Source organism: Bartonella sp. AA89HNZF (genome assembly GCF_042196905.1).
GTDB lineage: Bacteria > Pseudomonadota > Alphaproteobacteria > Rhizobiales > Rhizobiaceae > Bartonella.
Genome location: NZ_JBHIRD010000003.1, coordinates 76812 through 99151, shown reverse-complemented (window position 1 = coordinate 99151; position 22340 = coordinate 76812). Strand labels below are relative to the sequence as shown.

Genomic DNA, 22340 nt, shown 5'->3' with positions numbered 1-22340 from the left:
GCGGGGAGAGCCCGCGTGAATAAAAAACTATTAAGAAAAGATTTAAAATGCCTCTCATGAATCGTCTCAAGTGCTAAGGGCTGTAGCAACATCCACGAGTTGGCAAATATAATGATGCTGCTGGCTTGCTTTTTCATAAGCGTAAATATGCAGGTGCACAATAGCTTTACCGTTATAGCATTCATAGACGCCGTCGCGAAATGGACTTGGATGCTCTTTGAGAGATGTATCTTTAAAATAAGCCCGTGAAACTGCAACAAAATGGCGTTCTGTTTTCCGTGAGGAACAAAATTCCATTAAAGAACGGAATAAACAAGTGTGCGGCAATAAGCGATCTCCATTATTTAAAAGATATTGCTCTGAGCTGGCAAAGTGTGTGATGGTGCTGGCTTGCAGTTAAGAGGGCTGTATTTCTTAAAATCGCCTATGCAATACCAATGCGTTGTTTTTGCCCTCCAGAAAGCATGGTACTGCGTTCTCCTCCTTGCGTATCAAAGACGTTTGGTAAAGCTTGAATAAATTCAAATGCATTGGCAGCTTTAAAAGCGGCAAAAATTTCCTCTCCATGGGTATGTTCAGTTCTAAAAAAGAAGAAAAGTTTGCAATTATTTTATCTGAGATTTTTATACGCTATGAGAAGGGGTGTATGCGTGTATTTCAAAATGATTTTTGAATTAAAAAAACGCAACCACAATGATTTATAAGGGTTTAAGACCCATCTGTTTATGTCGGATGCGTTTTTGAATTAATATTTAAAGTGCACTCTTTGACAGGATAAAAAAACCATCGTTTGCAATCGTTTTGTTTAAAATTTTTGTACCCCATAAGAAGGAGGCTTTTACATGCCAATATTACCAAAACGATTTTTGAATTTAGAAAGACGACCACCACGGTCTACAAGTGTTTGGGAGCCACCTGTCCATGCCGGATGCGTTCTTGGATCAATATCTAGATTAAGAGTATCGCCTTCTTTTCCCCAAGTGGAGCGCGTCGTATATTGGGTTCCATCCGTCATTACAACGGTAATTTTGTGATAGTTGGGATGAATATTCGCTTTCATGCGTCAAACCTTTTGCGTTTATAGAATGAAAGAACACTTACTCGTTTTTTTAAGTGCGCTTCCTTTGTCTTTTTGATACACTGATTTAAAGTATTTATTCCTATAGCCGAGCACGCATCAAAAAACAAGTGTTCAAGATACATCATTGTATCAAGTGCTATAAATCATTTAATAGAGTGAGCGAAATTTTATAATGTTACATTATCATTCAGAAAAATCTACGAAATCTTCCCATAAAAAATCTTCATTCTCTTCGCTTGCAATTTTTGTTCCTTATCTTTTGCGCTATCGTTGGTTGTTTATCTTTGCTTTTCTAGCGTTATCTGTTGCTGCTCTTGTCACATTAGCTTTGCCTGTGGCTATCCGCCAAATGTTTGATCATGGGTTTTCTACTTCAAGCCATGGACATATCAATTTTTACTTTGGAATTTTGTTTATCTTAGCCTTGTTTCTCGCTTTTGCTTCAGCAGCCCGTTATTACTGTGTTATCACCTTAGGAGAACGGATTGTTGCCGATTTACGGCGTGATGTGTTTGTCCATATTATGAAACTCTCTCCTGCTTTTTTTGATCGGTCACATTCAGGAGAGATTGTTTCAAGGCTTCTAACCGATACCACACAAATAAAATTAGCTGTGGGCTCTACCGCCTCTACCGCTTTGCGTCAGCTGATTATCGTGATCGGAGCCGTCGTGATGATGGTGATCACCAATGCTAAATTATCTTTGCTGGTTCTGGCTGCTATTCCTATTGTGGCCATTCCCTTGGTGGTCTTTGGACGTAAAGTTCGCTCTCGTACCCGCGCGGCGCAAGATCGTCTCGCAGATGCTAATGCTGTCGCTACAGAGCAGGTAAGTGCTATTCGCACTGTGCAAGCTTTTACCGCTGAAAAACTCGTTACAATACGTTTTTCACAATTGATAGAACGTGCTTTTCAAACAGCACGTGCTTCTGTGATCTTGCGCTCCTTTTTTACGGGGTTTGCAATTTTTTTGGTTTTTAGCAGTGTGGTTGCTGTTTTATGGATCGGATCGCGCGATGTTTTGAATGGAACGATGACAGGAGGGACATTAGGGCAATTTGTCCTTTATGCGGTTTTTGGAGCTTCTACTTTTGCGCAATTATCGGAATTGGGAGCAGAATTAATCCAAGCAGCAGGTGCTGCTGAGCGGCTTGCCGAATTGTTACAAGAACAACCTACTATTGTAGCACCTAAAAATCCTTTATCATTGGCGCAACCTGTTCGAGGTGAACTTGTTTTTGATCAAGTTGATTTTACCTATCCTTCTAGACCACAAGAGAAGGTTTTACGCTCGCTTTCATTTTCTGTAAAAGCAGGCGAAACGGTTGCTTTTGTTGGGGCTTCTGGAGCAGGAAAAAGCAGCATTTTTTCTTTGATCCTTCGTTTTTATGATCCAATAAGTGGAACAATTCGGTTGGATGGCATGGAAATTAATCGCCTTTCTTTACAAGATTTACGCAGTGCAATTTCCTATGTTCCACAAGATGTTGCTATTTTTGATGGAACATTGCGTGATAATATTATTTTTGGAACTGAAAATACCCATGAAGAGGAAATCCTTGCTGCTGCTAAAGCGGCTAATGCACTTGAATTTATTCAAGCTTTACCAGATGGCTTGGATACGCAAGTAGGAGAACGCGGTACCATGCTTTCTGGGGGGCAAAAACAACGCATTGGTATTGCGCGGGCAATTTTAAGAAATGCACCTCTCTTGCTGCTTGATGAAGCAACATCGGCTTTGGATGCAAACAGTGAAAAGTTGGTGCAAGACGCTTTAGAAGGATTGATGCAAAACCGCACAACATTGGTCATTGCGCATCGTTTGGCAACAATTTTAAAAGCAGATCGCATTCTTGTTATGGATAAAGGCGCCCTTGTGGAAGAAGGAACGCATGCCGAGCTTGTGGCAAAAAATGGCGTTTATGCCTATCTCGCAAAATTGCAATTTTCACCTGAGTGAGTGATCTTGATACAAGAGCAGTACTTGGGCAGCAGTACTTGGGCGTGAATACCGCGCTTTACAGGCAGAGGATTATTAATTTAAGGGCTCATGGAAAAAAGAGGGATAAGAATTAAGATGAAAAAGAGGAGCAAGAATTGAGGCAGTTTCTTTTTGAATTACAGGTTGTTCTTTTTTCTGCATAAGGTAGATCATTTTTATAAAAACGCTTCTATGTACAGAATATAAAACGATGCCAAGTTAATCTCTATGATTAAGGTGTATAAAGAACTCTCTTCATAATAAAACCGTCATGTTGTTTATTATAAAGATAATTTATTATTTTTCGTGAGAAATCCTAATACCATAGGATTTTCTTATGCTGAACTCTCATAGTGAATCAAACAAAATCTTTTGCTTGCACATCACAAGCAGAGTTGGCGTGTGAAGTGAAACGGTACAAGAAAGGAGCAAAAGCCTCTCTTACCCCTTTAAGTTCCAAGAGCTGTCAAAACATTGGGGCGCTGACAAAAGAATATACGCTGGCAAAGATTAATAATGGTGCTCGCTTGCTTGAGTCCCTTATACAGCTTACTTGATAGACTCTACCCTAAAAACTTACCCCACTCTTTAAAAAAAATTAATATGAAAAATTTTTCATGCCCTCTATCTCAGCGCTCTAAACAATAGTGTTTACCGAAAATCATGACAAGCTGTAATTTATAAATACGCTTCTCTCATCTGTAAGAGTATCCTTTTATTCTCTTTTAAAAAACGAACATTTTTTGAACATTGTTTGCAGATTCTTATTATTGAAAAAGAGCAAAGATTTTTTAGCGTTTTTGGGTGTCTCTATAATTTTTGTGTGAGCGCGTATGAGCAACAGCTTTTGTAATAAACCCGCTTTTGGCAAAATTGTAAAATTTTATTAAATTTATTGTTTGTAAATATCACCACGACCACTGTCTTTTCTTGAAGACATGCAACCTAAAAACACCTTCTCTTTGTTTATAAATCGTCTCTCCAACTCTCTCTTCCAGTCATAGCCTATAAAAGTAAGGATAGAGTGCTTTGATTGTACACTATCTTCTCATCCCCTCCAAGCCCCACAATCCCATCATTTATATTTACAGCCCTCATTTTATAGCACCTCCTGTCGTGCTTTAAGAAGGCATTTTAACGATGATAGGAACGTGTACAAAAGTATCTAGAGCAATATCTTTTAAATAATGGAGATTGCTTATTGCTTCACACTTTTGTTTATTCCGTTTTTTAATGGGATTTTGTTCCTCACGGAAAACAGAACGCCCTTTTGTTGCAGTTTCATGGGCTTGTTTTAAAGATATATCTCTCAAAGAGTACCCAAGTCCATTTCGCGACGGTGTCCATGAATGCTATAACGGTAAAGCTATTGAGCACCTTCATCTTTACGTTTGTGAAGAAGCAAGACGGCACCATCACACACTTTGCCAACTCGTGGATGTTGCGACAGCCTTTGGTACTAGAGAGGGGTCATAGGAGGCATTTGTAGTCTCCTTTCTTCTATAGTTTTTACTCACACACCAGCCCCGCTTGTGATGTGCAAGGGAATGGTTTTGATTGATCCAAGATAAACAGATTTGAAATGAGAAAATCTTACGTTATTCGGGCGACTAATTCAATATAAATAATGCTAAATTATCATTATAAATCAATGTATTGTGCAAATATGATATATCTTTAGGGTCTTTATGTTTTAAAGCTTGCACAAAATCATAATTTTTTTGTATAGCGAGCCAAGTGTGTGTAAAATACACACCCTAACCATTTCAAATCATTCAGCTGTTTCAAGAACAGATAAGCCAAGTTCTACGATTATATCTTCAATCACAAATTCATCGAAGTGCAGCGGATTTTCATCATTTTTTAGCGCTCCCTCTTCAGTAATCCTCTAGATAATTAACTCATTCAGCATCTATACCAGCAAAGCGAAATATTATGTGCTAATTTTTCTTTACATTCATTAACCAAGAACCCTCAAAATGACCTTTTAGCGGATAGAGCCAAAAGGATGAGTCATTCAAAAATCATTTGGTGATATAACTATATCAAGAGCACCGAGAATATGTCTTAGTTTCTAAGGATAGGCGATTTACTCCCTTTTATCGTATCAGTCTTGTCGAAGGCTTTAAGTCTTTTATGTTTAAATCAAAAAATCATAATTGGATTATATTGCATAAAGATGCTTTTTCTCATTTTTCCATTTAACACACGATAAGGTACCATTTAGGCACGATGAGAAGCTTTCCCCTTATATCATGATTTCAGAGCTGCATGAGAAGAATAAAAGATGATGTGGCTTAATAAGAGAGTTTGTTCATAAGCCGTTTGGGTGTCTTAATCAAGGATGCCGTTAGGCGCACCGCCCTTGTAAAGGGTTGCCTTGAGGCTTAAGGACCCAAGGCTTTTTAGTCCCTTCATTAAAAACGCGGGTCTGATGTCATTATTTTGGAGAGCGATTATGAAGAATTTGAGAGGCAGACAGCCTCTCATTTTGATTTGTATGCAAACGAATTGCACCCTATTTATTCAGGGAGAATAAGAACATACCCAGGAGGTGCTAAACGGAATAAGAGAGCGTCGTAACCCCACGCAGCATACAGGGAGCAAATAGAAAAAATGCCTTCACCAATTGCTAAAAGTAATGTGAGCGATATACCGGCCTCATCTGCTGTTGCTTCGCGGCGTTGTAAGTAGTATCCGACAAAAAAGAAAAAGCACGTTATTCCACTCGCACCTGCAAAGAAGCTTAGTACGGCATGAACCGGTCCACGTATGCTGAACAGGATAAGAAAAATTGTGAAAGTAAATACTGTAAAGATCCCTTCGAATACCCTACGCACCATATTGCACAATTTTCGCATCATAATTGCAGAAAAGCTCTGTTCTACGTATCGATTTTTTCTTTTGATGCTTGTATTCTTAGAAGATATACTGTTATTTTTAGAAGATATACCGTCCACAACTCCCCCCCGTTTTAAGCCAAGATGCTATGAAGCTATTTATTTTTAATTATATCATCAAAAAATACAAGAAAAATTTATTCATTTTAACGAAAAAATAGGTGTTTTATTGAGGAGCAAATCTATTTTCTTTCGCAAGAGTTATTCAATTCGTTCGCCAATAGAAAAACTACCCCCATTGAAGAGGAAGCTATCCTGACGCAGAAAAGCTTCATAAGCTGTATTTCAATCCGCTCAGAAATCGCAACTCTCTAATCTACCCGCTTAATCCACCTTTAAAACTGCAATCAAATAAATTCTGCTGATGACAAGTAATGATAACATGAAAAAGAAAAAATATCACAATATCAAACTCTTCAATACAGTATGAGCTTTATGATTTTCACGCAAAAAGCAAGTACCACCTCATGAATGACACCATACTAAAGTGCTGTGCATTCACAAATTTCCTAGCATTATCTCCGCTTCTCGAAATTGCACCTCTCCCGCAATATTATCTCTCGATAGCACCCATTAAAGGCTTTTAAAAGGTCCAAGGAAAAAACTCTCTGAAAAAGCTTTCAAGCCTAAAACGCCCCCGCCATTTTTATCATGATGAGGGCACCAAAAATCACGCAGAAATATGAAAAATCTCCCCGCATTTAAGAACAGAGCTTGTGCTTCAATCGCACGCTTTTTCTTGTTCTTTTGTCCATTGTCCCAAGGCCGCAAGATGGTTCATCCGAGCCCGATGACGAAATGCCTTCTGTGCAACAGCAATATTTTCATCTTTTCCAGCCCATGCTTTTAAGGCTGCTGCTTGCAATGCGCGTCCATAGGAAAAGGTCAATTTCCAAGGCAATGAGCCTAAAGAATTCATGGCAGATAAATGCGCTGTTGCTTCCTGATCGGACTGTCCTCCAGAAAGAAAAGCAATTCCTGGAACAGCAGCAGGAACCGTTTGTTTAAGCACCTGGACGGTCTTTTCAGCAACTTCTTCAACACTAGCCTTGCGTGCATCCTTGCCATCAATCACCATATTGGGCTTTAAAATCATCCCCTCCAAAAGAATACGGGCTTCAAACAATTCTTTAAAGACAGCCTGTAAAACAGCGCGTGTCACCTCAAAGCAACGCGTAATGGAATGCCCACACGACGGTCCATCCATTAACACTTCCGGTTCAACAATGGGCACAATATTCAACTCCTGACACAAAGCAGCATAGCGTGCGAGAGCTTGTGCATTTTGTCTTATGGCCCCTCTTGTTGGCAAAGTATCGGCATTAATAGCAATTACCGCCCGCCATTTAGCAAAACGTGCTCCCAAAGCGTAATAGTCTTTTAGCCGCTCACGAAGACCATCCAACCCTTCGGTAATTGTCTCTTGCGGAAAAGCAGCCAATGGTTTGGCTCCCGTATCAACTTTAATGCCTGGCAAAGCGCCTGAATCCCGAATAAGATCCGTCAACATTTGTCCAGTTGATGCTTTTTGCCGAATGGTTTCATCAAATAAAATGACTCCAGAAATGGCATTTTCCATAGCTTCTTTTGCGCTAAAAAGCATTTCACGATAAGCACGGCGACTATCTTCATGAGATTCAACACCAATACTTTCAAAACGCTTGCCAATGGTTGCCGTACTTTCATCTGCTGCTAAAATACCTTTACCTGTATACACCAAAGAAAGTGCAATATCTTCAAGCCGTTCGTTCATAAAAAAATCCTCTTTATTTTGTCTTTAAATTTTCCAAAAGTGCGCACCACGCGCGATATACTCTACACAACAACACACAGTTCTTTTTTTAGCTGCACTTTAAATAAACATTTAAGCTTGCATAAGGGCAAAAATGCCAGGTAAAATCTTACCTTCCATCCATTCCAAAAAAGCTCCTCCAGCAGTCGAGAGATAAGTAAAATCATTGGCAACACCAGCATGATTAAGAGCGAAAACCGTATCGCCTCCTCCCGCAATTGAAACCAGTTTCCCTTTTTGACTACGTTCTGCTGCATAGCGTGCCACGGCAATTGTTCCCTTATCAAAGGGAGGCATCTCAAAAACACCAAGGGGTCCATTCCACACAAGGGTAGCAGCTTCATCAATTGCAGCATTGATATGCGCAATAGAACGTGCACCAACATCCATAATCATGCCATCTTGTGGAATATCTTCAATGTCATAGAGACGATGTGGTGCATCTTTTTCAAAGCGAAATCCAACGACAGCATCCTGAGGGAGCAGAAGCTTACATTGACACTCTTGCGCTTTTTTAATGATTTTTTTAATTGTTTCCATCAATGCATGTTCACACAGAGACTTTCCTACATGGATACCTTGCGCCGCTAAAAAACTATTAGCCATCCCCCCACCAATAATTAAGGAGTCAACTTTTTCCACCAAATGATTGAGCACAAAAAGCTTACTAGAAACCTTGGCACCTCCCACAAGGGCAATTACAGGACGTGTTGGATTGCCCAATCCTTTTTCTAATGCCTGCAATTCACCTTGCAAAGAGCGTCCTGCATAAGAAGGCAACAAATGCGTTATGCCCTCTACCGAAGCATGGGCACGATGAGAAACTGAAAAAGCATCATTAACATAGAGATCGCCATTATGAGCCAAAGCTTCTGCAAAAGAACAATCATTTTTTTCTTCCCCTGAATGAAAACGAACATTTTCAAGCAGTAAAACACCACCATTTTGTAATGACTCAACTGCAACCTGCACCGCCGAACCGATACAGTCCGGAGCAAAAGCAACCGGCTGATTAATGATCTTTTCCAACACTTGCACAACAGGACGGAGTGAAAACTCTTGCTCTACCTTTCCTTTGGGGCGACCACAATGAGAAAGCAGAATAAGTTTAGCACCACGCTTTTGTAGCTCAACGAGTGTTTCTTTATGTCGTACAAGACGTGTCTCGTCACAAACTTTGCCCAGTGCCATAGGAACATTAAAATCCACGCGCACAAGAACACGTTTGCCCAAAACATCAACATCATCAAGTGTACGAAACCCCATCACTGCTTCCTCTTCACTTTCCATTATTTCAAATAAAAACGCATCCAACAACCCTGCCCACTTTTCTTTCCACTTATCCCCTCTTTGCTTTTACAAGAGATCCACGACAGCCTATCTCTCACCCTTTGCTTAATAAAAATCCAAAGCTTTTATCGTCAAATGTACAAAAGCCCACCATTGCTATTAATCTTCATATTCCATTGTGGCAAACAAATGCATTGGCTCAACTTGATCTCTATTAAAGCTTCCTTTTACTTCTAGGAAAAAGAGTTTACATCTCCTGTTTTCTAACGTTTTCTCAAAAGGTATCTCGTTCAGATCTTGCTTTTTCAAAGTTTATTCTTTTATTCAGCTTTTAAAAGCACGTATTGACCCAGTATTAAAACAAAACACATCATCAATGTTTCAATAGCTCTTCTCCCTAGCGCATGAGAACAACAGCCTCTATCTGTTTTTCTCAAAATTGCACAAAAATGAGACTTTTCCCTATAAAAAGAGGACCCTGAGGTCCTCTTATATTGTCTTAGCAAAAGCCACAGCCGTATCACTCATACGGTTAGAAAAGCCCCATTCATTATCATACCAAACCAGAACGCGACAGAGCTTACCATCAATCACTTTGGTTTGATCATTGTGGAAAATAGCTGAATGAGGATTATGATTAAAATCACAACTCACGAGTTTTTCTTCTGTAGTGTCCAAAACACCCTTCAAAGAACCTTGTGCAGCAGCAGCAATAGCTGTATTAATTTCTTCGATTGTTGTGGAACGCTTAGCAATAAATGTCAAATCAACCACAGAAACATTAGGGGTTGGAACACGAATCGATACACCATCAAGCAATCCCTTTAATTCTGGCAAGACCAATCCCACAGCTTTTGCCGCTCCTGTTGAGGTAGGAATCATAGAAAGAGCTGCCGCACGTGCACGATAAAGGTCCCGATGCATTGTATCCAACACAGGTTGATCACCCGTATAAGAATGGATTGTTGTCATAAAGCCCTTTTCAATGCCCACCGTGTTGTGTAAAACTTGTGCAACAGGCGCCAAACAATTGGTTGTACAAGAAGCATTTGAAACAACGCGATGCTCGCTGCTTAAAGATTGATGATTAACCCCATAGACGACCGTAAGATCTGCTCCTTCAGAAGGCGCAGAAATAAGAACACGCTTTGCCCCCGCATCTAAATGAGCACTTGCTTTATCACGCGCAGTAAAAATGCCCGTACATTCCAAAGCAATATCGATATCCAAATCTTTCCAAGGCAATTGAGCAGGATCACGCTCTGCGCATACCTTTATTAAACCACCTCCCACATCAATAGCATCCCCCACCACCTCAACAGTTCCAGGGAAGCGCCCATGAACTGAATCATAGCGCAACAAATGGGCATTTGTTTCCACCGATCCCAAATCATTAATTGCAACCACTTTAATATCTTGTCGTCCACTTTCTACAAGCGCACGTAAAATATTGCGTCCAATACGACCAAACCCATTAATTGCAACACGAACCGTCATTTCACATGTTTCCTCATCAATTTTTAAAAGCACACCATTTAAAACACAATAAATAGGTATTTCATCAATCCCAAATCATTAATTCCTATAACGTCAATATCTTGATTAATCACTTACTTATCCACAATAATGCACAAGATCATCCACAACACTGTACAGTATAGACGCCCTACGACCAAACCAACTCATGACAACACAAGTTGTCATTTTGTCTTTTCCTCTTTGATCTTTCCAAGCTCTTTTTCTGCGGTCGCAACGACATTTTCCCAAGTAATACCAAAATGCGCATAAAGGGTATCAATTGTTCCACTTGCCCCAAAGCCCTCCATACCAATAAACACACCATCACAGCCGATAAAAAGTTCCCATCCTTGGCCGACGGCAGCTTCAATAGCAATTTTAATCGGTGCCTCTCCAATGAGAGCACGCTGATAGGAGAGAGATTGTTGAGAAAAAAGTTCAAAACAAGGCACAGAAACCACACGCGTTGGGATGCCTTTTTCTTCTAACACCGCATGTGCCTCCACTGCAATTTGCAATTCTGAACCAGAAGCAAACAGCGTCACTTGTGCATCATCGCTAGCTGTTAATAATTCATAAGCACCAAGCATACAGAGATTTTCTTCTTCATACTCTTGACGCAAAAGCGGTAGATTTTGTCGACTCAAAGCCAAGGTAGAAGGTGTTCTGCGTGCTTTCAAAGCCAATTGCCAACATTCGACTGTTTCCATGGCATCAGCAGGGCGAAATACAAGATGATTAGGCATGGAACGCAGGCAAGCCAAATGCTCCACAGGTTGATGGGTAGGACCATCCTCACCAAGACCAATAGAATCATGGGTCATGACATAAACCACCCGCAACCCCATAAGAGAAGACAAACGCATAGCGGGACGCATATAGTCAGAAAAGCATAAAAATGTTCCCCCATAAGGAATAAAGCCTCCATGAAGAGCAAGCCCATTCATTATAGCGCCCATTGCGTGTTCGCGAATTCCATAATGCAGATAGCGCCCTGAAAAATCATCTGCAGAGATACTTTTCATTTGGCTGCTTTTTGTGTTATTGGACCCTGTTAGGTCGGCAGAACCACCAATGGTTTCCGTAATGACTTCATTGATCACTTCAAGAGCCATTTCCGAAGCTTTACGCGTAGCAACAACGGGGCGCTCTTCAACCAATTTCTGTTTATAAGCATCGATAGCGCCATCAAATCCGCCCACGAGATCGCCCCGCATCAATCTTTCAAACTCCACACGCTCTGAAACAGGAAGATCAGCAAATTTTTCTTCCCATTTTTGACGTTTTTTAGCAGCATTGAGACTAGCCAAGCGCCAATTATCGAGAATATCGGCTGGAATAACGAAAGGCTCAGCATCCCACCCTAAAGCGATACGGGTTTCAGTGATTTCTCGTGCACCCAAAGGGGCACCATGAACTTTATTGGTACCCGCTTTATTGGGTGCTCCAAAACCAATTGTTGTTTTACAAGCGATCAAAGTTGGTTTATCGGAATTTTGTGCCGCCTCAATAGCTCGCGCAATTGCTGCTTGATCATGCCCATTGACTTTATGTGTCTCCCAACCAGATGCCTTAAAACGCGCAATCTGATCTGTACTGTCAGCAAGGGAAATCTCTCCATCGATAGAAATATTATTATCGTCCCACAACACAATAAGCTTATTGAGTTTCAAATGACCGGCAAGGGAAAGTGCTTCTTGAGATATCCCTTCCATAAGGCATCCATCGCCCACCAACGCATAAGTGTAATGGTTGATAAGATCACCAAAACGAGCATTTTGCAAACGCTCTCCAAGAGCCATCCCCACGGCATTAGCCAATCCTTGTCCGAGAGGACCAGTCGTTGTTTCGATTCCCGCCACATGCCCATATTCTGGATGCCCAGCAAGCTTTGCTCCTAATTGGCGAAAATTTTTGAGATCTTCAATGCCAATATCTTCATAACCAGAAAGATACAAGAGAGCATAAAGCAACATAGACCCATGTCCTGCTGATAACACAAAACGATCACGGTTAGGCCAGCGAGGTTTTTTGGGGTCATGAGCAAGGAATCTTGTATAAAGAACCGTAGCAATATCGGCGGCTCCCATTGGCAAGCCTGGATGACCAGAATTTGCTTTTTCAATCGCATCAATAGCAAGAAAACGGATAGCATTGGCCATCTGATTCTGTTGGTGGGTGTTTGTCATGAATAATCGACCATTTCGTTAAATACGTTATTCTGTTGCTTTTTCCGTATTCTCTTAAAGTTCTCAAGAAATACTATTTTCTAATCCTTAGCGTGAGACTTTTTGCCACCACTTCAATAATATTAATAACATTCCCCTCACGCGTTCTGTATATCCATGTCATTTATGCCAATACGCGCAAAAAATCCAGCTTTTAATTTATATCTATCCCCTGCTTTGCTTGCTAAAATATCCTATATCCTTAAAAATAAAATGCACACAACACAAGAGTGAAAGTGATTCGTTTTTGCATAACACATTGATAAAGGATACAATTACCCAAAGGATAAAGGCAATGAACCAAGAGACTACAGTTCTACAAGATGCTTTAGAGCACCTAGAAAAGGCACTTAGAACTTTAGAGATCACCATAATAAACCGCAATGCCGTTATTGATAAAAATAACGAATGGGAAGAAGAAATCCAACGAATGAATGCTGACCGCAGCCATCTTGCCCAAGCGCTTGACAAAGCTGAAGCCCAAATTGAACGCTTAGAGTCCGTAAACAAAGAAGTTTCCAAACGTCTTATTAAAGCAATGGAAACAATTCGTGTTGTCATTGATAGATAAAGGTTTGAATGTATGGAAACTGTTTCCGTTACCATTGATGGTAAAGTTTATCGCATGGCTTGTGACAAAGGACAGGAACGTCGTCTTATTGCGCTTGCTGCTCAATTGGATCAATATATCACACATTTAAAGAACAATTTTGGTGAAATTGGCGACCATCGTTTATCGGTTATGGCTGGCATAATGATTATTGATGAAATGGAAGAAATAAAACGAGAAAATAAAAAATTACAAGAAGACTACAATACTCTTTTACGACTCCACAACGAAAGAGACCGCACCATGGGGAAAATTATGCGTGACACCACACAACGCATTGAAAATCTCACCAACCAATTGCTCAAAGATGATCAAAACTGCACAAACATTCAAGAACAAGAACAGGAAGATTTCTAAAAAGTACATCAGCGCGTAATAAACCAAGATTTGACTTGCCTCTCACACCTTACAGAACAAAAATCCTAAAACCCACACCAGTGTGTAAACAGTCTGGTTTTTTATAGGAAGGATTCCAGCTATTCACGACTTATGGGATTAACTTAAACCTCAACAAGAAAGCCCTACCCTGAATATTTCACCTCCGCACAAACACTTCCTATATCAAGGAGGCTACCTTATATCACCACATTTCAAATGAGATGTCTTTTAAAAGCTCAATAAGATAACAAAACCAACATCATTGTAAAAAAAATCATATAAATGACAACAACAACAAACAAATAAAGCACCCTTCGAAAAAAAGAGCTATATTCATGTTCCCTATGAATGCATGCCAAAAAATTCTTTCCCCTAGATAATACAATATATATTAAAAAATAACCTTATCTATTATACCGTAAAACACCGCTATTTGATAATATAAGCACCATAGAGTCTTTGCGCCTGAAATGTCCATCCGATGAAACCCACCGAAAAGAACCGTATCATTTATAAACCAGCGTGAATTAAGTATTTTCATCCTTTAGAGCAGGAAAAAAGTCAAACCCAAAGAGTATGTTAATCTCATACAACCTCAAACATCATAAACAACAATAGCTCTTGAAACCATCCTTTACCGACATCTTTATCCTTATAACAAATAATCCATATTTCTCTCCCCACCCCTCAAAATCTCCAAGCTTAATAAAAGAAAGAGCAAGTCGGCATCATCATTATAGTCAGCCCTCAATATTGCAACAGCCCCCTTGGCTCTTGAAACGCTTCATAAGAAGTATGCCTTTCTTGTACAATTTTTACCCACATGTCCCACCCACTTATGACGTACAAGCAAAGAGTTATGATTAACAAAACATAAATAAATTTAAGAGAATCTTACGGTATTCGGGGTTCTAATTCAAGTTTAATAACGATAAATTATCATTATAAATCAATATGTTGCAAATGCCCCGACAAAGCATATTTAAAAACACATTCACCCATCACTTTTTCTTATAACATACCAGTACGATTCTTTAGGTACATAATTTTAACTTTATTCAATTCTGTTTGCAAAAGTTTAAAATGAGAACAATTTCAAGGCTCTCATCCAAAAAGAAAAAGAATAAATTCTCATTATCAATGAACATCTCGCTCGTATAAACATCAATAAAGCAATTCCCAATATGCCTCAATGAAATAAAAAGGGGGCTCCCATTAAATGCCCTACCGTAAAAGCAGCTTCCTCAGAACTAAAACAAAATCAAAAGACAATATCACCGGATCTGCTCCCATCACCAAACTGGACGACCTAACGCAATATCTTGCTATCTTACGATAGGAGATAAAAGAATAATGAGTCTATGGAGGCATTCACAAAAGACGAACAGCCGTTGTTTTTAAAGCCTGTTCAAAGGCGCATGAAAAAACACCATGCGTAAACGGCTCAAATCCCTTTCGTTCCATCTTGAGAGACAGAAGCAATACGCAAGAGATTTGTCGCACCAGGCGTTCCAAGGGGAACACCAGCTGTCACAAGGAAGCGATCTCCCCCTTTGCAAAAACCTTCCTGAAATGCAATGGCTGCTGCACGATCAACCATATCCTCTAAACTCCGTGCATCTTGCGTGACCACACAATGAAGCCCCCAAACGAGAGCCAAACGCCGTGTTGTTTCCACAATGGGAGATAAAGCAATAATCGGTCTATTAGGGCGTTCACGAGAGGCGCGCACCCCCGTTGTTCCTGAAGCCGTATAGGCAACGATAGCGGATAGAGCAAGTGTTTCAGCAATCTGACACGCAGCAAGAGAAATCGCATCCGTTCCTGTTGATTCTGGTGCTGGATGTTGTGCCCAAACCTGAGCGGCATAAGTATGATCTTGTTCGATTTGCCGCGCGATTCGGTCCATCATAAGCACAGCTTCTTCAGGATAGCAACCAGAAGCAGATTCAGCAGACAACATCACCGCATCTGTTCCTGCATAAACTGCTGTAGCAACATCCGACACTTCTGCGCGTGTGGGAACAGGAGATGTGATCATTGATTCAAGCATCTGTGTTGCCACCACAACAGGCTTTCCTGCTAAACGACAAGCTTTTATCAACTCCATCTGAAGTGCAGGGACCTTTTCCAAAGGCATTTCCACTCCGAGATCACCCCGTGCAATCATAATGCCATCAGATACATCAATAATTTTCTCTATATGCTCCAAGGCTTGAGGCTTTTCGATTTTAGCCATCAAAGACACCTTACTTTTCGTCAATTGACGCACCGCCATAATATCTTCTGGACGTTGAATAAAAGAAAGAGCAACCCAATCAACAGGCTGCTGTAAAAGAGCCTGAAGATCCCCCTTATCTTTTGACGTCATCGCATCAAAAGGCAAAATTGTATCGGGAAAACTGACACCCTTTCGATCAGAAATACGGGTACCAGCAACCACGCGACACTGTACAAAGTGATCATCACAAACTTGCGCACGCAGTTCCACCCTTCCATCATCAATCAACAACCGGTCCCCTGGTTTAACAGCCGAAAATACATCCTCATGAGGGAAAAAAACACGCTGTGCATCACCAAGAACATCACGATTATCTAATGTAAAGCTTTGCCCAACACGCAAATCTTCTTGCCCCTTAGCAAAACGTCCCACACGCAGTTTTGGCCCCTGAAGATCCACCAAAATACCTATGGGGCGTCGAACTGTTTTTTCAACTTCTCGTATAGACTTGACCAAATCACACATCATATCACGATCAGTATGGCTCATATTAAGACGAAAAACGTCTGCCCCTGCCCTAAAAAGCTTCTCAATCATCAAACGAGAAAAAGAAGATGGACCAAGAGTTGCAATAATTTTTACTTTACGTGCACGTTTCACGGTGAAGAATTTCCTGAAAGAGAAGGTATAACTGAATTGTTTAACAAAGACTCATCCGTCAACTGTACCATCCAACTGGTTTGATTTCCGGTATCGATCTCTTTAAATTCAGCCTTTTGATATCCTCGAGGGAAACAATCATGAACCCCTTGAATAGTAAATTGGCTATCTTGTACACACATGGTCACAGAGCCTGCCCAGTTCCCTTTTTTTTGTGCCCCTTCCGCATAAAAATAATAAAACCGTGAAGCAAGAGGCCCCTCAATTAAAGTTTTACACTCCGTCACTGGCACAGTCCACCAGCCTTCACTCACCCACCCTGAAAATGTACGGTATCCAAGAGCAACCCCTACAGACTGCTGAGTTGTATTACAAACCCTAAAGTCAGCTTTTGCAAAAACAACAAGGGGAAACAAGAGCAAAATGCTCAAAAGAAAAACTTTTAATCCTTTCTGAAGCACCCAATATCGTTTTTTTAAAATCACAAAACTTCCTCTATAATGCCAAATTCTCAAAACAAATTACACATTTCTTTTTTTAAAGCTTTTCAAATCTAAAACGTATATTTTTATATTTTTCTTTTTATAGCCCTTTTATCAATGCATATATCTTAAAAATTTTACAAAATATTTAAAGTCAATTTGTAAAAAAACTGTGTAGCTTGACTTACTTTTTATTTTCAAGCTTTTTTAACATAAATTCGTCGTCGAAAAACAACTTAAATATATAACTTGGAGAAAAATACAATGAACGATACAGTAACCGATCAAACACACGCTATATCCGTAAACCAATTACGCTCTTTTATCGAACGTATTGAACGACTAGAAGAAGAGAAAAAAACCATTTCTGATGATATTAAAGACGTTTACACTGAACTTAAAGGCTCTGGTTTTGATAGTAAAGCTGTTCGAAGCATTATACGGCTGCGTAAAAAAGAAGAACATGAACGAATGGAAGAAGAAGCAATCATTGAGCTATATAAAAATGCGCTTGGTATGAATTAAAGCCATTGATAACATTGGAAATTTTCTTAAGAAAAGAAAATATAAAAAACAAATGAATGTATAAAAATTTCACCCAAACAATAAGCAGTTTGTGTAACTTGTAACGAGACTATCGGTCACAGAATACACAATATTTGTAACAGCCCTCACATTTAAAAGGATTTATACAGAGAATTTTTATTCTTATTCTTCAATCATTTTTATCCACATAAACCCTCACTTGTATGCCAACCTATGCCAACCCAGTTTGTGATGTGCAAGAGAGGTGTTTTTATGATTAAACATCTAGAGATTTGAAATGAGAAAGTCTTCCGATATTGAGGACTCTCTTCAAATTGAAAAAAATGAATTATGATGATAAATCAATTTATTATCTACGAAAAGAAACATATGAAAGCGGTCAGCAGTTGAAATCCGCTAAACGAGAGTCTGAACTGTTTACAAAAGAAGAGGTGGTTAAGGATCTTCGTCTTTTAGGATAGGGAAAAGTGCAGCATATTTACACATTTGATAAAAAGACCCTTAACAAAACTTTATTCGAATCTATTAACGGACTCATACAGATCATTGATTCGAGAGGTTAGAATGTGATCTCTCCATTTTCCAGAAATCATCAAATAGTCTTTAGCATAGCCTTCTTTTTCAAAATGAAGGCGTTTTAATAAACGTTCGCTTTTTATGTTCTCAGGTCTATAATTTGCCATCACTCTATGCAGATGATAAATATGAAAGATATAGCGTATTAGAGCCGATAAACTCTCAAACATAAGACCTTTTCCTTGTTGTTTTTCATCAAGAGAAAAACCAAGATGACAGGCTTGAAAAACACCCCGAATCACATTTGTAAAATTCACAACACCAATAATTGTGTTTTCATTTTTTAATCGTACGGCATATCGGTATGCTTGTCCCTTTGCACTTTCACAAGCAAATGCATTGGCTCGTGTTTCCCAAGCCGTTAGGCTGTGGTAACCATCAGATCTAACAGGTTCAAAAGGACGTAGGTGATTCGCATTACGGAGGAAATAAGAAGACAGTTCAGCTGCATCTTCTAAACCGATCAATGTGGAAATTGTTCGCTTTGTTTTAATTGCCATCATTTTCTCCTCCTAGAAATGTTACAATAACATGTTGATTTATCCTAACAAATCATCATTTTTAAACTCAAATCATAACATCGAATACAGTAAGCTTTTCTCATCACAACACTTCTTACGTTAGAATTAATGAGGATCATTTGCTTTTCCATCATAAGCGGGGGTGGTATGTTTAAAGTATAAGGTAAAGACAAGGGCATGTTTCTTACGAATGATCTCAAATTCCAAAGGAGTTGCAAGCAACATTGGGGACTGGCAAGGTATGCAATGGAATTGGCGTACTTCCATATACGAAATTTTGAAAAAACTTACGGCAAAGGTAGTTTTGTTTCTTTGCCTTGTAAACGAAGAGCATGCTTGTTTTGCGCTATCATATCACTGTCCCCCCGTATACAAATCCCAATAACCATCGCCTTGAAGTGCTATATGTTACAGTGCAATCTAAAAAGTCTCTGCCATAACTCGTCAACAGCACTGTTCCCGCTAAATCAGCCACAAACTCTTGTAACAAATCAAAGAAAAGCGATGATGCAATACAAATCTTTTAAAATTTTAGATATTACCGTGAACACGCTTCCATTTCTTCGCGTAAAATTTCAAGTTCTAGCCATTCTTCTTGCTTTTGTGTGCAAGTATTTTTCTTTTTTTCCAACGTTGTTGATAAACGCTCAAAACGCTCTTTATCACTGCGATAAAGGGCTGGATCAGAGAGTTCTTGCTCAATTTTTTTGATTTCGTCCTGCAAAACAGCAATTTCTTCAGGCAATTTTTCTAATGCATAAACCTGCTTATAAGACAATTTACCTCGTGTTTTTTTCTCTCGCCCTATCAAGCGATCATCTGTTGATGTGTCCTGCTTTGAAAGCTCTCCCGTATGAGATTTTGAAGGTGCTTTACGTTGCGATAATTCTGTTCTTTTGCGTTGTAAGCGAAGAGCATGCTGGTTTTGCGCCATCATATCACTATAGCCGCCCGCATACAAAACCCAATGACCATCACCTTGAGGTGCCAACATATGCGTTACAGTACGATCTAAAAAGTCTCTGTCATGGCTGACCAACAATACAGTTCCCGCAAAATCAGCAATAAATTCTTGCAACAAATCCAAAGTTTCCATATCCAAATCATTGGTGGGTTCATCAAGAATCAAAAAGTTTGCAGGACGAGAAAGAAGTCGTGCAAGCATGAGGCGTGCTCTTTCTCCCCCAGAAAATTCTTTAAGGGGAGTGCGTGCTTGTTCAGGTGAAAATAAAAAGTCTTTCATATAAGAAACGACATGCCGCTCCAGCCCGTTGATCACAAGAGTATCTCCCCTTCCTCCCGTTAAATAATGCGCTAAAGTTTCTTCTTCATTTAAAATACGCTGCTGATCAAGCAATGCCATAGAGAGGTTATAGCCATGCCTCACCGTTCCGCTATCCACGGTTTCTTGCCCAATTAATGCAGAAAGGAGCGTTGTCTTTCCGATACCATTGGGCCCTACCAAACCGATTCGATCACCACGCTGAATGCGCAAAGAGAAATCTTTCACGATCATGCGCTCACCATAGGATTTTGAAATTTTCTTTGCTTCAAGCACCAATTGCCCAGAATCATGACTTTTCGCTGCTGTCAAAAGTGCATTTCCTGGCTGCCCTTTATAGGTTTGATGACGCTGTCTTAAGTCTTTTAATTCGCCTAAGCGCCGTACGTTACGCTTACGCCGTGCGCTCACGCCATAACGCAACCATTGCTCTTCACGAGCAATTTGGCGCCCCAATTTATGCTGTTCGATGGCTTCTTCTTCCAGTGCTTTATCACGCCAATTTTCAAATTCTGAAAAACGCTTTTCCAGTCTTTTGGTTGTGCCACGATCAAGCCATACCGTTGACCGCGTAACATTTTCTAAAAATCGCCGATCATGGGAAATCACCACAATCGCTGAACGCAAAGAAGCCAAAACAGCTTCCAGCCATTCAATAGTTGGTAAATCAAGATGATTGGTTGGTTCATCTAAGAACAAAATATCGGGTTTTGCAGCAATGGCCCGTAACAACGAAACACGCCGCTTTTCGCCTCCCGAAAGCGTTTCCAATTTTTCCGTCCCCGAAAACCCTAAATTTGTGCGAAGCGTATTGATCCACTGGACATCAGATGTATCGTCCAGCCCCGCTTCCATATAGGCATTAATATCTTCAAATCCTGAACAATCCGGATTTTGTGAGACATAACGGAGCGTCACTCGCGGGTGGCGAAAAATTTCGCCACCATGAGGTTCTAATATTCCTGCGGCAATTTTTAACAGGGTCGATTTTCCACAACCATTACGGCCGACCAGCGCGATACGCGCCCCCTGCTCAACCGATAAAGAAGCTTGATTGAGCAAAGGTGTTGTTCCAAAATTTAAGAAAATGCGGTCAAGCCGCAGAAGCGGCACCGCCATTAACGAACGCGGCGCGGACAAGGTGCTTTATACATCACCCCTCTTGCATCACGGTAAGCACATAATTGTCTAACAGAAACTCTCTGCCCACAAGGTGCTTGGTAAACATACCCTCTACGACCACGATACGTACACAATTGTGATGCCTGTCTTTGTTGTTTTCTTTGATTTGCAGCTGCACCTGTTACTGTTCCAGCCAAAGCCCCAAATGCTGCACCGGTAAGTGCTGCTCCAGGCGTACTTCCACCAATAGCAGTTCCAGCCAAAGCACCGATTGCTGCTCCTCCTACGCCGTAACGTGCAACGCGTTCATCGTTTGTAGTACAAGCGACTGAACTGAAACCAATGGCCGAAACAACGGCCACTTTAAAAATTGATTTTAACATATCAAAACCTTTCCTTCTCAAGATCAATACATATATCGTTTATGTCGGCACTTCATCACTAGGCCCCCCTCTGCCTTATTCAAAATATATTGGAAGAGCTTTATGGAATAGGCACAGACGCTAACAATATAGCTTTTCCAGAACCTAAATGGCAAGAAAAGGTTCCACAAATACGGTTAGAAAGTGTTAAAGAAGAGCCAAATGACACATTTTTGTCACAAATTTGCCATTTTACTCCCTTAAGCGTTAAACCTTTTAAATCAGAAAAACCGATAATACTAAACAAACATCCCTTAGGCAAATCATACGAACAAGGTTTTGACAAAACCGGCCAACCTTCTTCCAAACCGCTTGTCAACAACACTGAAATACCCCTTTCAGCCATCATCAACGCTTGCGTCATATGAGAAAGGCTATGATCACTTCGCTTCCCTGCCAAAGCACCGCATAAAATAAGCTTTTTAGCGCCATTTTGCAGCGCTCTTTCACATGCCAGAGCACTATCTGTCATATCTTTATCAGAAGGAAAAACTTCACGCGGAACATGACTATATTGACGTATTAAATTCTCATCTGATGAATCAAAGTCCCCTAACCACAACTCAGGCATCACATTAAGCGCTGCCGCATGACGCATACCACCATCAGCAGCAATTACCCGACTGTTTTGAATTTGATTAAGCAAACGATCAGTGATATGAACATCCCCATTTAATAATATCGTAAATGTTGTCATGCCATACTTTGCCTTTCACAAAATTTTCTTTAC

At 40.1% G+C, this 22340-nt stretch carries 16 protein-coding genes and 3 pseudogenes; 5 read left to right on the top strand and 14 right to left on the bottom strand.

Annotation, left to right across the window (positions count from 1 at the left end):
* Positions 1-47: 47 nt before the first annotated feature.
* A pseudogene (locus ACFIN0_RS02495) lies at positions 48-362 on the top strand (integrase arm-type DNA-binding domain-containing protein); the annotation flags it as partial.
* 476 nt (positions 363-838) lie between these two features.
* On the opposite strand, the gene rpmE reads toward ACFIN0_RS02495, so the two are convergent.
* On the bottom strand, positions 839-1060 hold the full coding sequence (gene rpmE, locus ACFIN0_RS02490) for a 50S ribosomal protein L31 (RefSeq protein ID WP_005774581.1): 222 nt from the start codon (positions 1058-1060) through the stop codon (positions 839-841).
* Positions 1061-1250: 190 nt separating this feature from the next.
* Here rpmE and ACFIN0_RS02485 point away from each other — a divergent pair, with 190 nt between their 5' ends.
* On the top strand, positions 1251-3041 hold the full coding sequence (locus ACFIN0_RS02485) for an ABC transporter transmembrane domain-containing protein (protein ID WP_375615981.1): 1791 nt from the start codon (positions 1251-1253) through the stop codon (positions 3039-3041).
* A 1178-nt stretch (positions 3042-4219) separates the two neighbouring features.
* Here the strand turns inward: ACFIN0_RS02485 and ACFIN0_RS02480 are convergent.
* The 6 genes and pseudogenes from ACFIN0_RS02480 to tkt all read right to left on the bottom strand — a co-directional run.
* A pseudogene (locus tag ACFIN0_RS02480) lies at positions 4220-4512 on the bottom strand (integrase arm-type DNA-binding domain-containing protein); the annotation flags it as partial.
* Positions 4513-5584: 1072 nt separating this feature from the next.
* Positions 5585-5926, bottom strand: a complete 342-nt coding sequence (locus ACFIN0_RS02475; RefSeq protein ID WP_375610290.1) for a hypothetical protein — start codon at positions 5924-5926, stop codon at positions 5585-5587.
* A 757-nt stretch (positions 5927-6683) separates the two neighbouring features.
* Positions 6684-7715 carry a class I fructose-bisphosphate aldolase gene (locus tag ACFIN0_RS02470; protein ID WP_375615023.1) on the bottom strand — a complete coding sequence of 344 codons (1032 nt, stop codon included), beginning with the start codon at positions 7713-7715 and terminating at the stop codon, positions 6684-6686.
* 111 nt (positions 7716-7826) lie between these two features.
* Positions 7827-9020 carry a phosphoglycerate kinase gene (locus tag ACFIN0_RS02465; protein ID WP_375701885.1) on the bottom strand — a complete coding sequence of 398 codons (1194 nt, stop codon included), beginning with the start codon at positions 9018-9020 and terminating at the stop codon, positions 7827-7829.
* A 513-nt stretch (positions 9021-9533) separates the two neighbouring features.
* Entirely contained in the window at positions 9534-10541 is a 1008-nt protein-coding gene (gene gap, locus ACFIN0_RS02460; RefSeq protein ID WP_375701840.1) for a type I glyceraldehyde-3-phosphate dehydrogenase, read from the bottom strand.
* 203 nt (positions 10542-10744) lie between these two features.
* Positions 10745-12751, bottom strand: a complete 2007-nt coding sequence (tkt, locus tag ACFIN0_RS02455) for a transketolase (protein WP_375701839.1) — start codon at positions 12749-12751, stop codon at positions 10745-10747.
* 334 nt (positions 12752-13085) lie between these two features.
* Here tkt and ACFIN0_RS02450 point away from each other — a divergent pair, with 334 nt between their 5' ends.
* Complete coding sequence (locus ACFIN0_RS02450; protein ID WP_005774573.1) at positions 13086-13361, top strand: DUF4164 domain-containing protein; 276 nt, start codon at positions 13086-13088, stop codon at positions 13359-13361.
* Between the two features lie 12 nt (positions 13362-13373).
* Complete coding sequence (locus tag ACFIN0_RS02445; protein ID WP_375636496.1) at positions 13374-13757, top strand: cell division protein ZapA; 384 nt, start codon at positions 13374-13376, stop codon at positions 13755-13757.
* Between the two features lie 1465 nt (positions 13758-15222).
* Here ACFIN0_RS02445 and pyk read toward each other — a convergent pair.
* Entirely contained in the window at positions 15223-16659 is a 1437-nt protein-coding gene (gene pyk, locus ACFIN0_RS02440; protein WP_375701838.1) for a pyruvate kinase, read from the bottom strand.
* Complete coding sequence (locus ACFIN0_RS02435; protein WP_375610295.1) at positions 16656-17144, bottom strand: DUF1036 domain-containing protein; 489 nt, start codon at positions 17142-17144, stop codon at positions 16656-16658. Before ACFIN0_RS02435 ends, pyk begins: the two co-directional genes overlap by 4 nt.
* A gap of 261 nt (positions 17145-17405) precedes the next feature.
* On the opposite strand from ACFIN0_RS02435, the gene ACFIN0_RS02430 reads away from it, so the two are divergent.
* On the top strand, positions 17406-17666 hold the full coding sequence (locus tag ACFIN0_RS02430; RefSeq protein ID WP_005774567.1) for a DUF2312 domain-containing protein: 261 nt from the start codon (positions 17406-17408) through the stop codon (positions 17664-17666).
* Between the two features lie 533 nt (positions 17667-18199).
* Here the strand turns inward: ACFIN0_RS02430 and rimJ are convergent.
* From rimJ to ACFIN0_RS02410, 5 genes and pseudogenes are all read right to left on the bottom strand, one after another.
* Positions 18200-18763 (bottom strand): ribosomal protein S5-alanine N-acetyltransferase, encoded by a 564-nt coding sequence (rimJ, locus tag ACFIN0_RS02425; RefSeq protein ID WP_375701837.1) that lies wholly within the window; start codon positions 18761-18763, stop codon positions 18200-18202.
* 320 nt (positions 18764-19083) lie between these two features.
* Positions 19084-19277, bottom strand: a pseudogene (locus tag ACFIN0_RS10255) (ABC transporter ATP-binding protein); the annotation flags it as partial.
* 45 nt (positions 19278-19322) lie between these two features.
* Positions 19323-21185, bottom strand: a complete 1863-nt coding sequence (locus ACFIN0_RS02420; RefSeq protein ID WP_375701884.1) for an ABC-F family ATP-binding cassette domain-containing protein — start codon at positions 21183-21185, stop codon at positions 19323-19325.
* Positions 21185-21571: a hypothetical protein gene (locus ACFIN0_RS02415; protein WP_375606568.1), complete on the bottom strand. Its 387-nt coding sequence runs from the start codon at positions 21569-21571 to the stop codon at positions 21185-21187. Before ACFIN0_RS02415 ends, ACFIN0_RS02420 begins: the two co-directional genes overlap by 1 nt.
* 100 nt (positions 21572-21671) lie before the next feature.
* Entirely contained in the window at positions 21672-22307 is a 636-nt protein-coding gene (locus ACFIN0_RS02410; protein WP_375606569.1) for a thiamine diphosphokinase, read from the bottom strand.
* Positions 22308-22340 lie beyond the last annotated feature (33 nt).

Bases quoted from the DNA above. Each gene is read 5' to 3' on its own strand.
- ACFIN0_RS02410 (WP_375606569.1), bottom strand. From the start codon at position 22,307: ATGACAACATTTACGATATTATTAAATGGGGATGTTCATATCACTGAT.
- gap (WP_375701840.1), bottom strand. From the start codon at position 10,541: ATGACGGTTCGTGTTGCAATTAATGGGTTTGGTCGTATTGGACGCAAT.
- ACFIN0_RS02430 (WP_005774567.1), top strand. From the start codon at position 17,406: ATGAACGATACAGTAACCGATCAAACACACGCTATATCCGTAAACCAA.
- ACFIN0_RS02475 (WP_375610290.1), bottom strand. From the start codon at position 5,926: ATGATGCGAAAATTGTGCAATATGGTGCGTAGGGTATTCGAAGGGATC.
- ACFIN0_RS02470 (WP_375615023.1), bottom strand. From the start codon at position 7,715: ATGAACGAACGGCTTGAAGATATTGCACTTTCTTTGGTGTATACAGGT.
- ACFIN0_RS02445 (WP_375636496.1), top strand. From the start codon at position 13,374: ATGGAAACTGTTTCCGTTACCATTGATGGTAAAGTTTATCGCATGGCT.
- ACFIN0_RS02415 (WP_375606568.1), bottom strand. From the start codon at position 21,571: ATGTTAAAATCAATTTTTAAAGTGGCCGTTGTTTCGGCCATTGGTTTC.
- ACFIN0_RS02420 (WP_375701884.1), bottom strand. From the start codon at position 21,185: ATGGCGGTGCCGCTTCTGCGGCTTGACCGCATTTTCTTAAATTTTGGA.
- ACFIN0_RS02450 (WP_005774573.1), top strand. From the start codon at position 13,086: ATGAACCAAGAGACTACAGTTCTACAAGATGCTTTAGAGCACCTAGAA.
- ACFIN0_RS02465 (WP_375701885.1), bottom strand. From the start codon at position 9,020: ATGGGGTTTCGTACACTTGATGATGTTGATGTTTTGGGCAAACGTGTT.
- tkt (WP_375701839.1), bottom strand. From the start codon at position 12,751: ATGACAAACACCCACCAACAGAATCAGATGGCCAATGCTATCCGTTTT.
- rimJ (WP_375701837.1), bottom strand. From the start codon at position 18,763: ATGGCAATTAAAACAAAGCGAACAATTTCCACATTGATCGGTTTAGAA.
- rpmE (WP_005774581.1), bottom strand. From the start codon at position 1,060: ATGAAAGCGAATATTCATCCCAACTATCACAAAATTACCGTTGTAATG.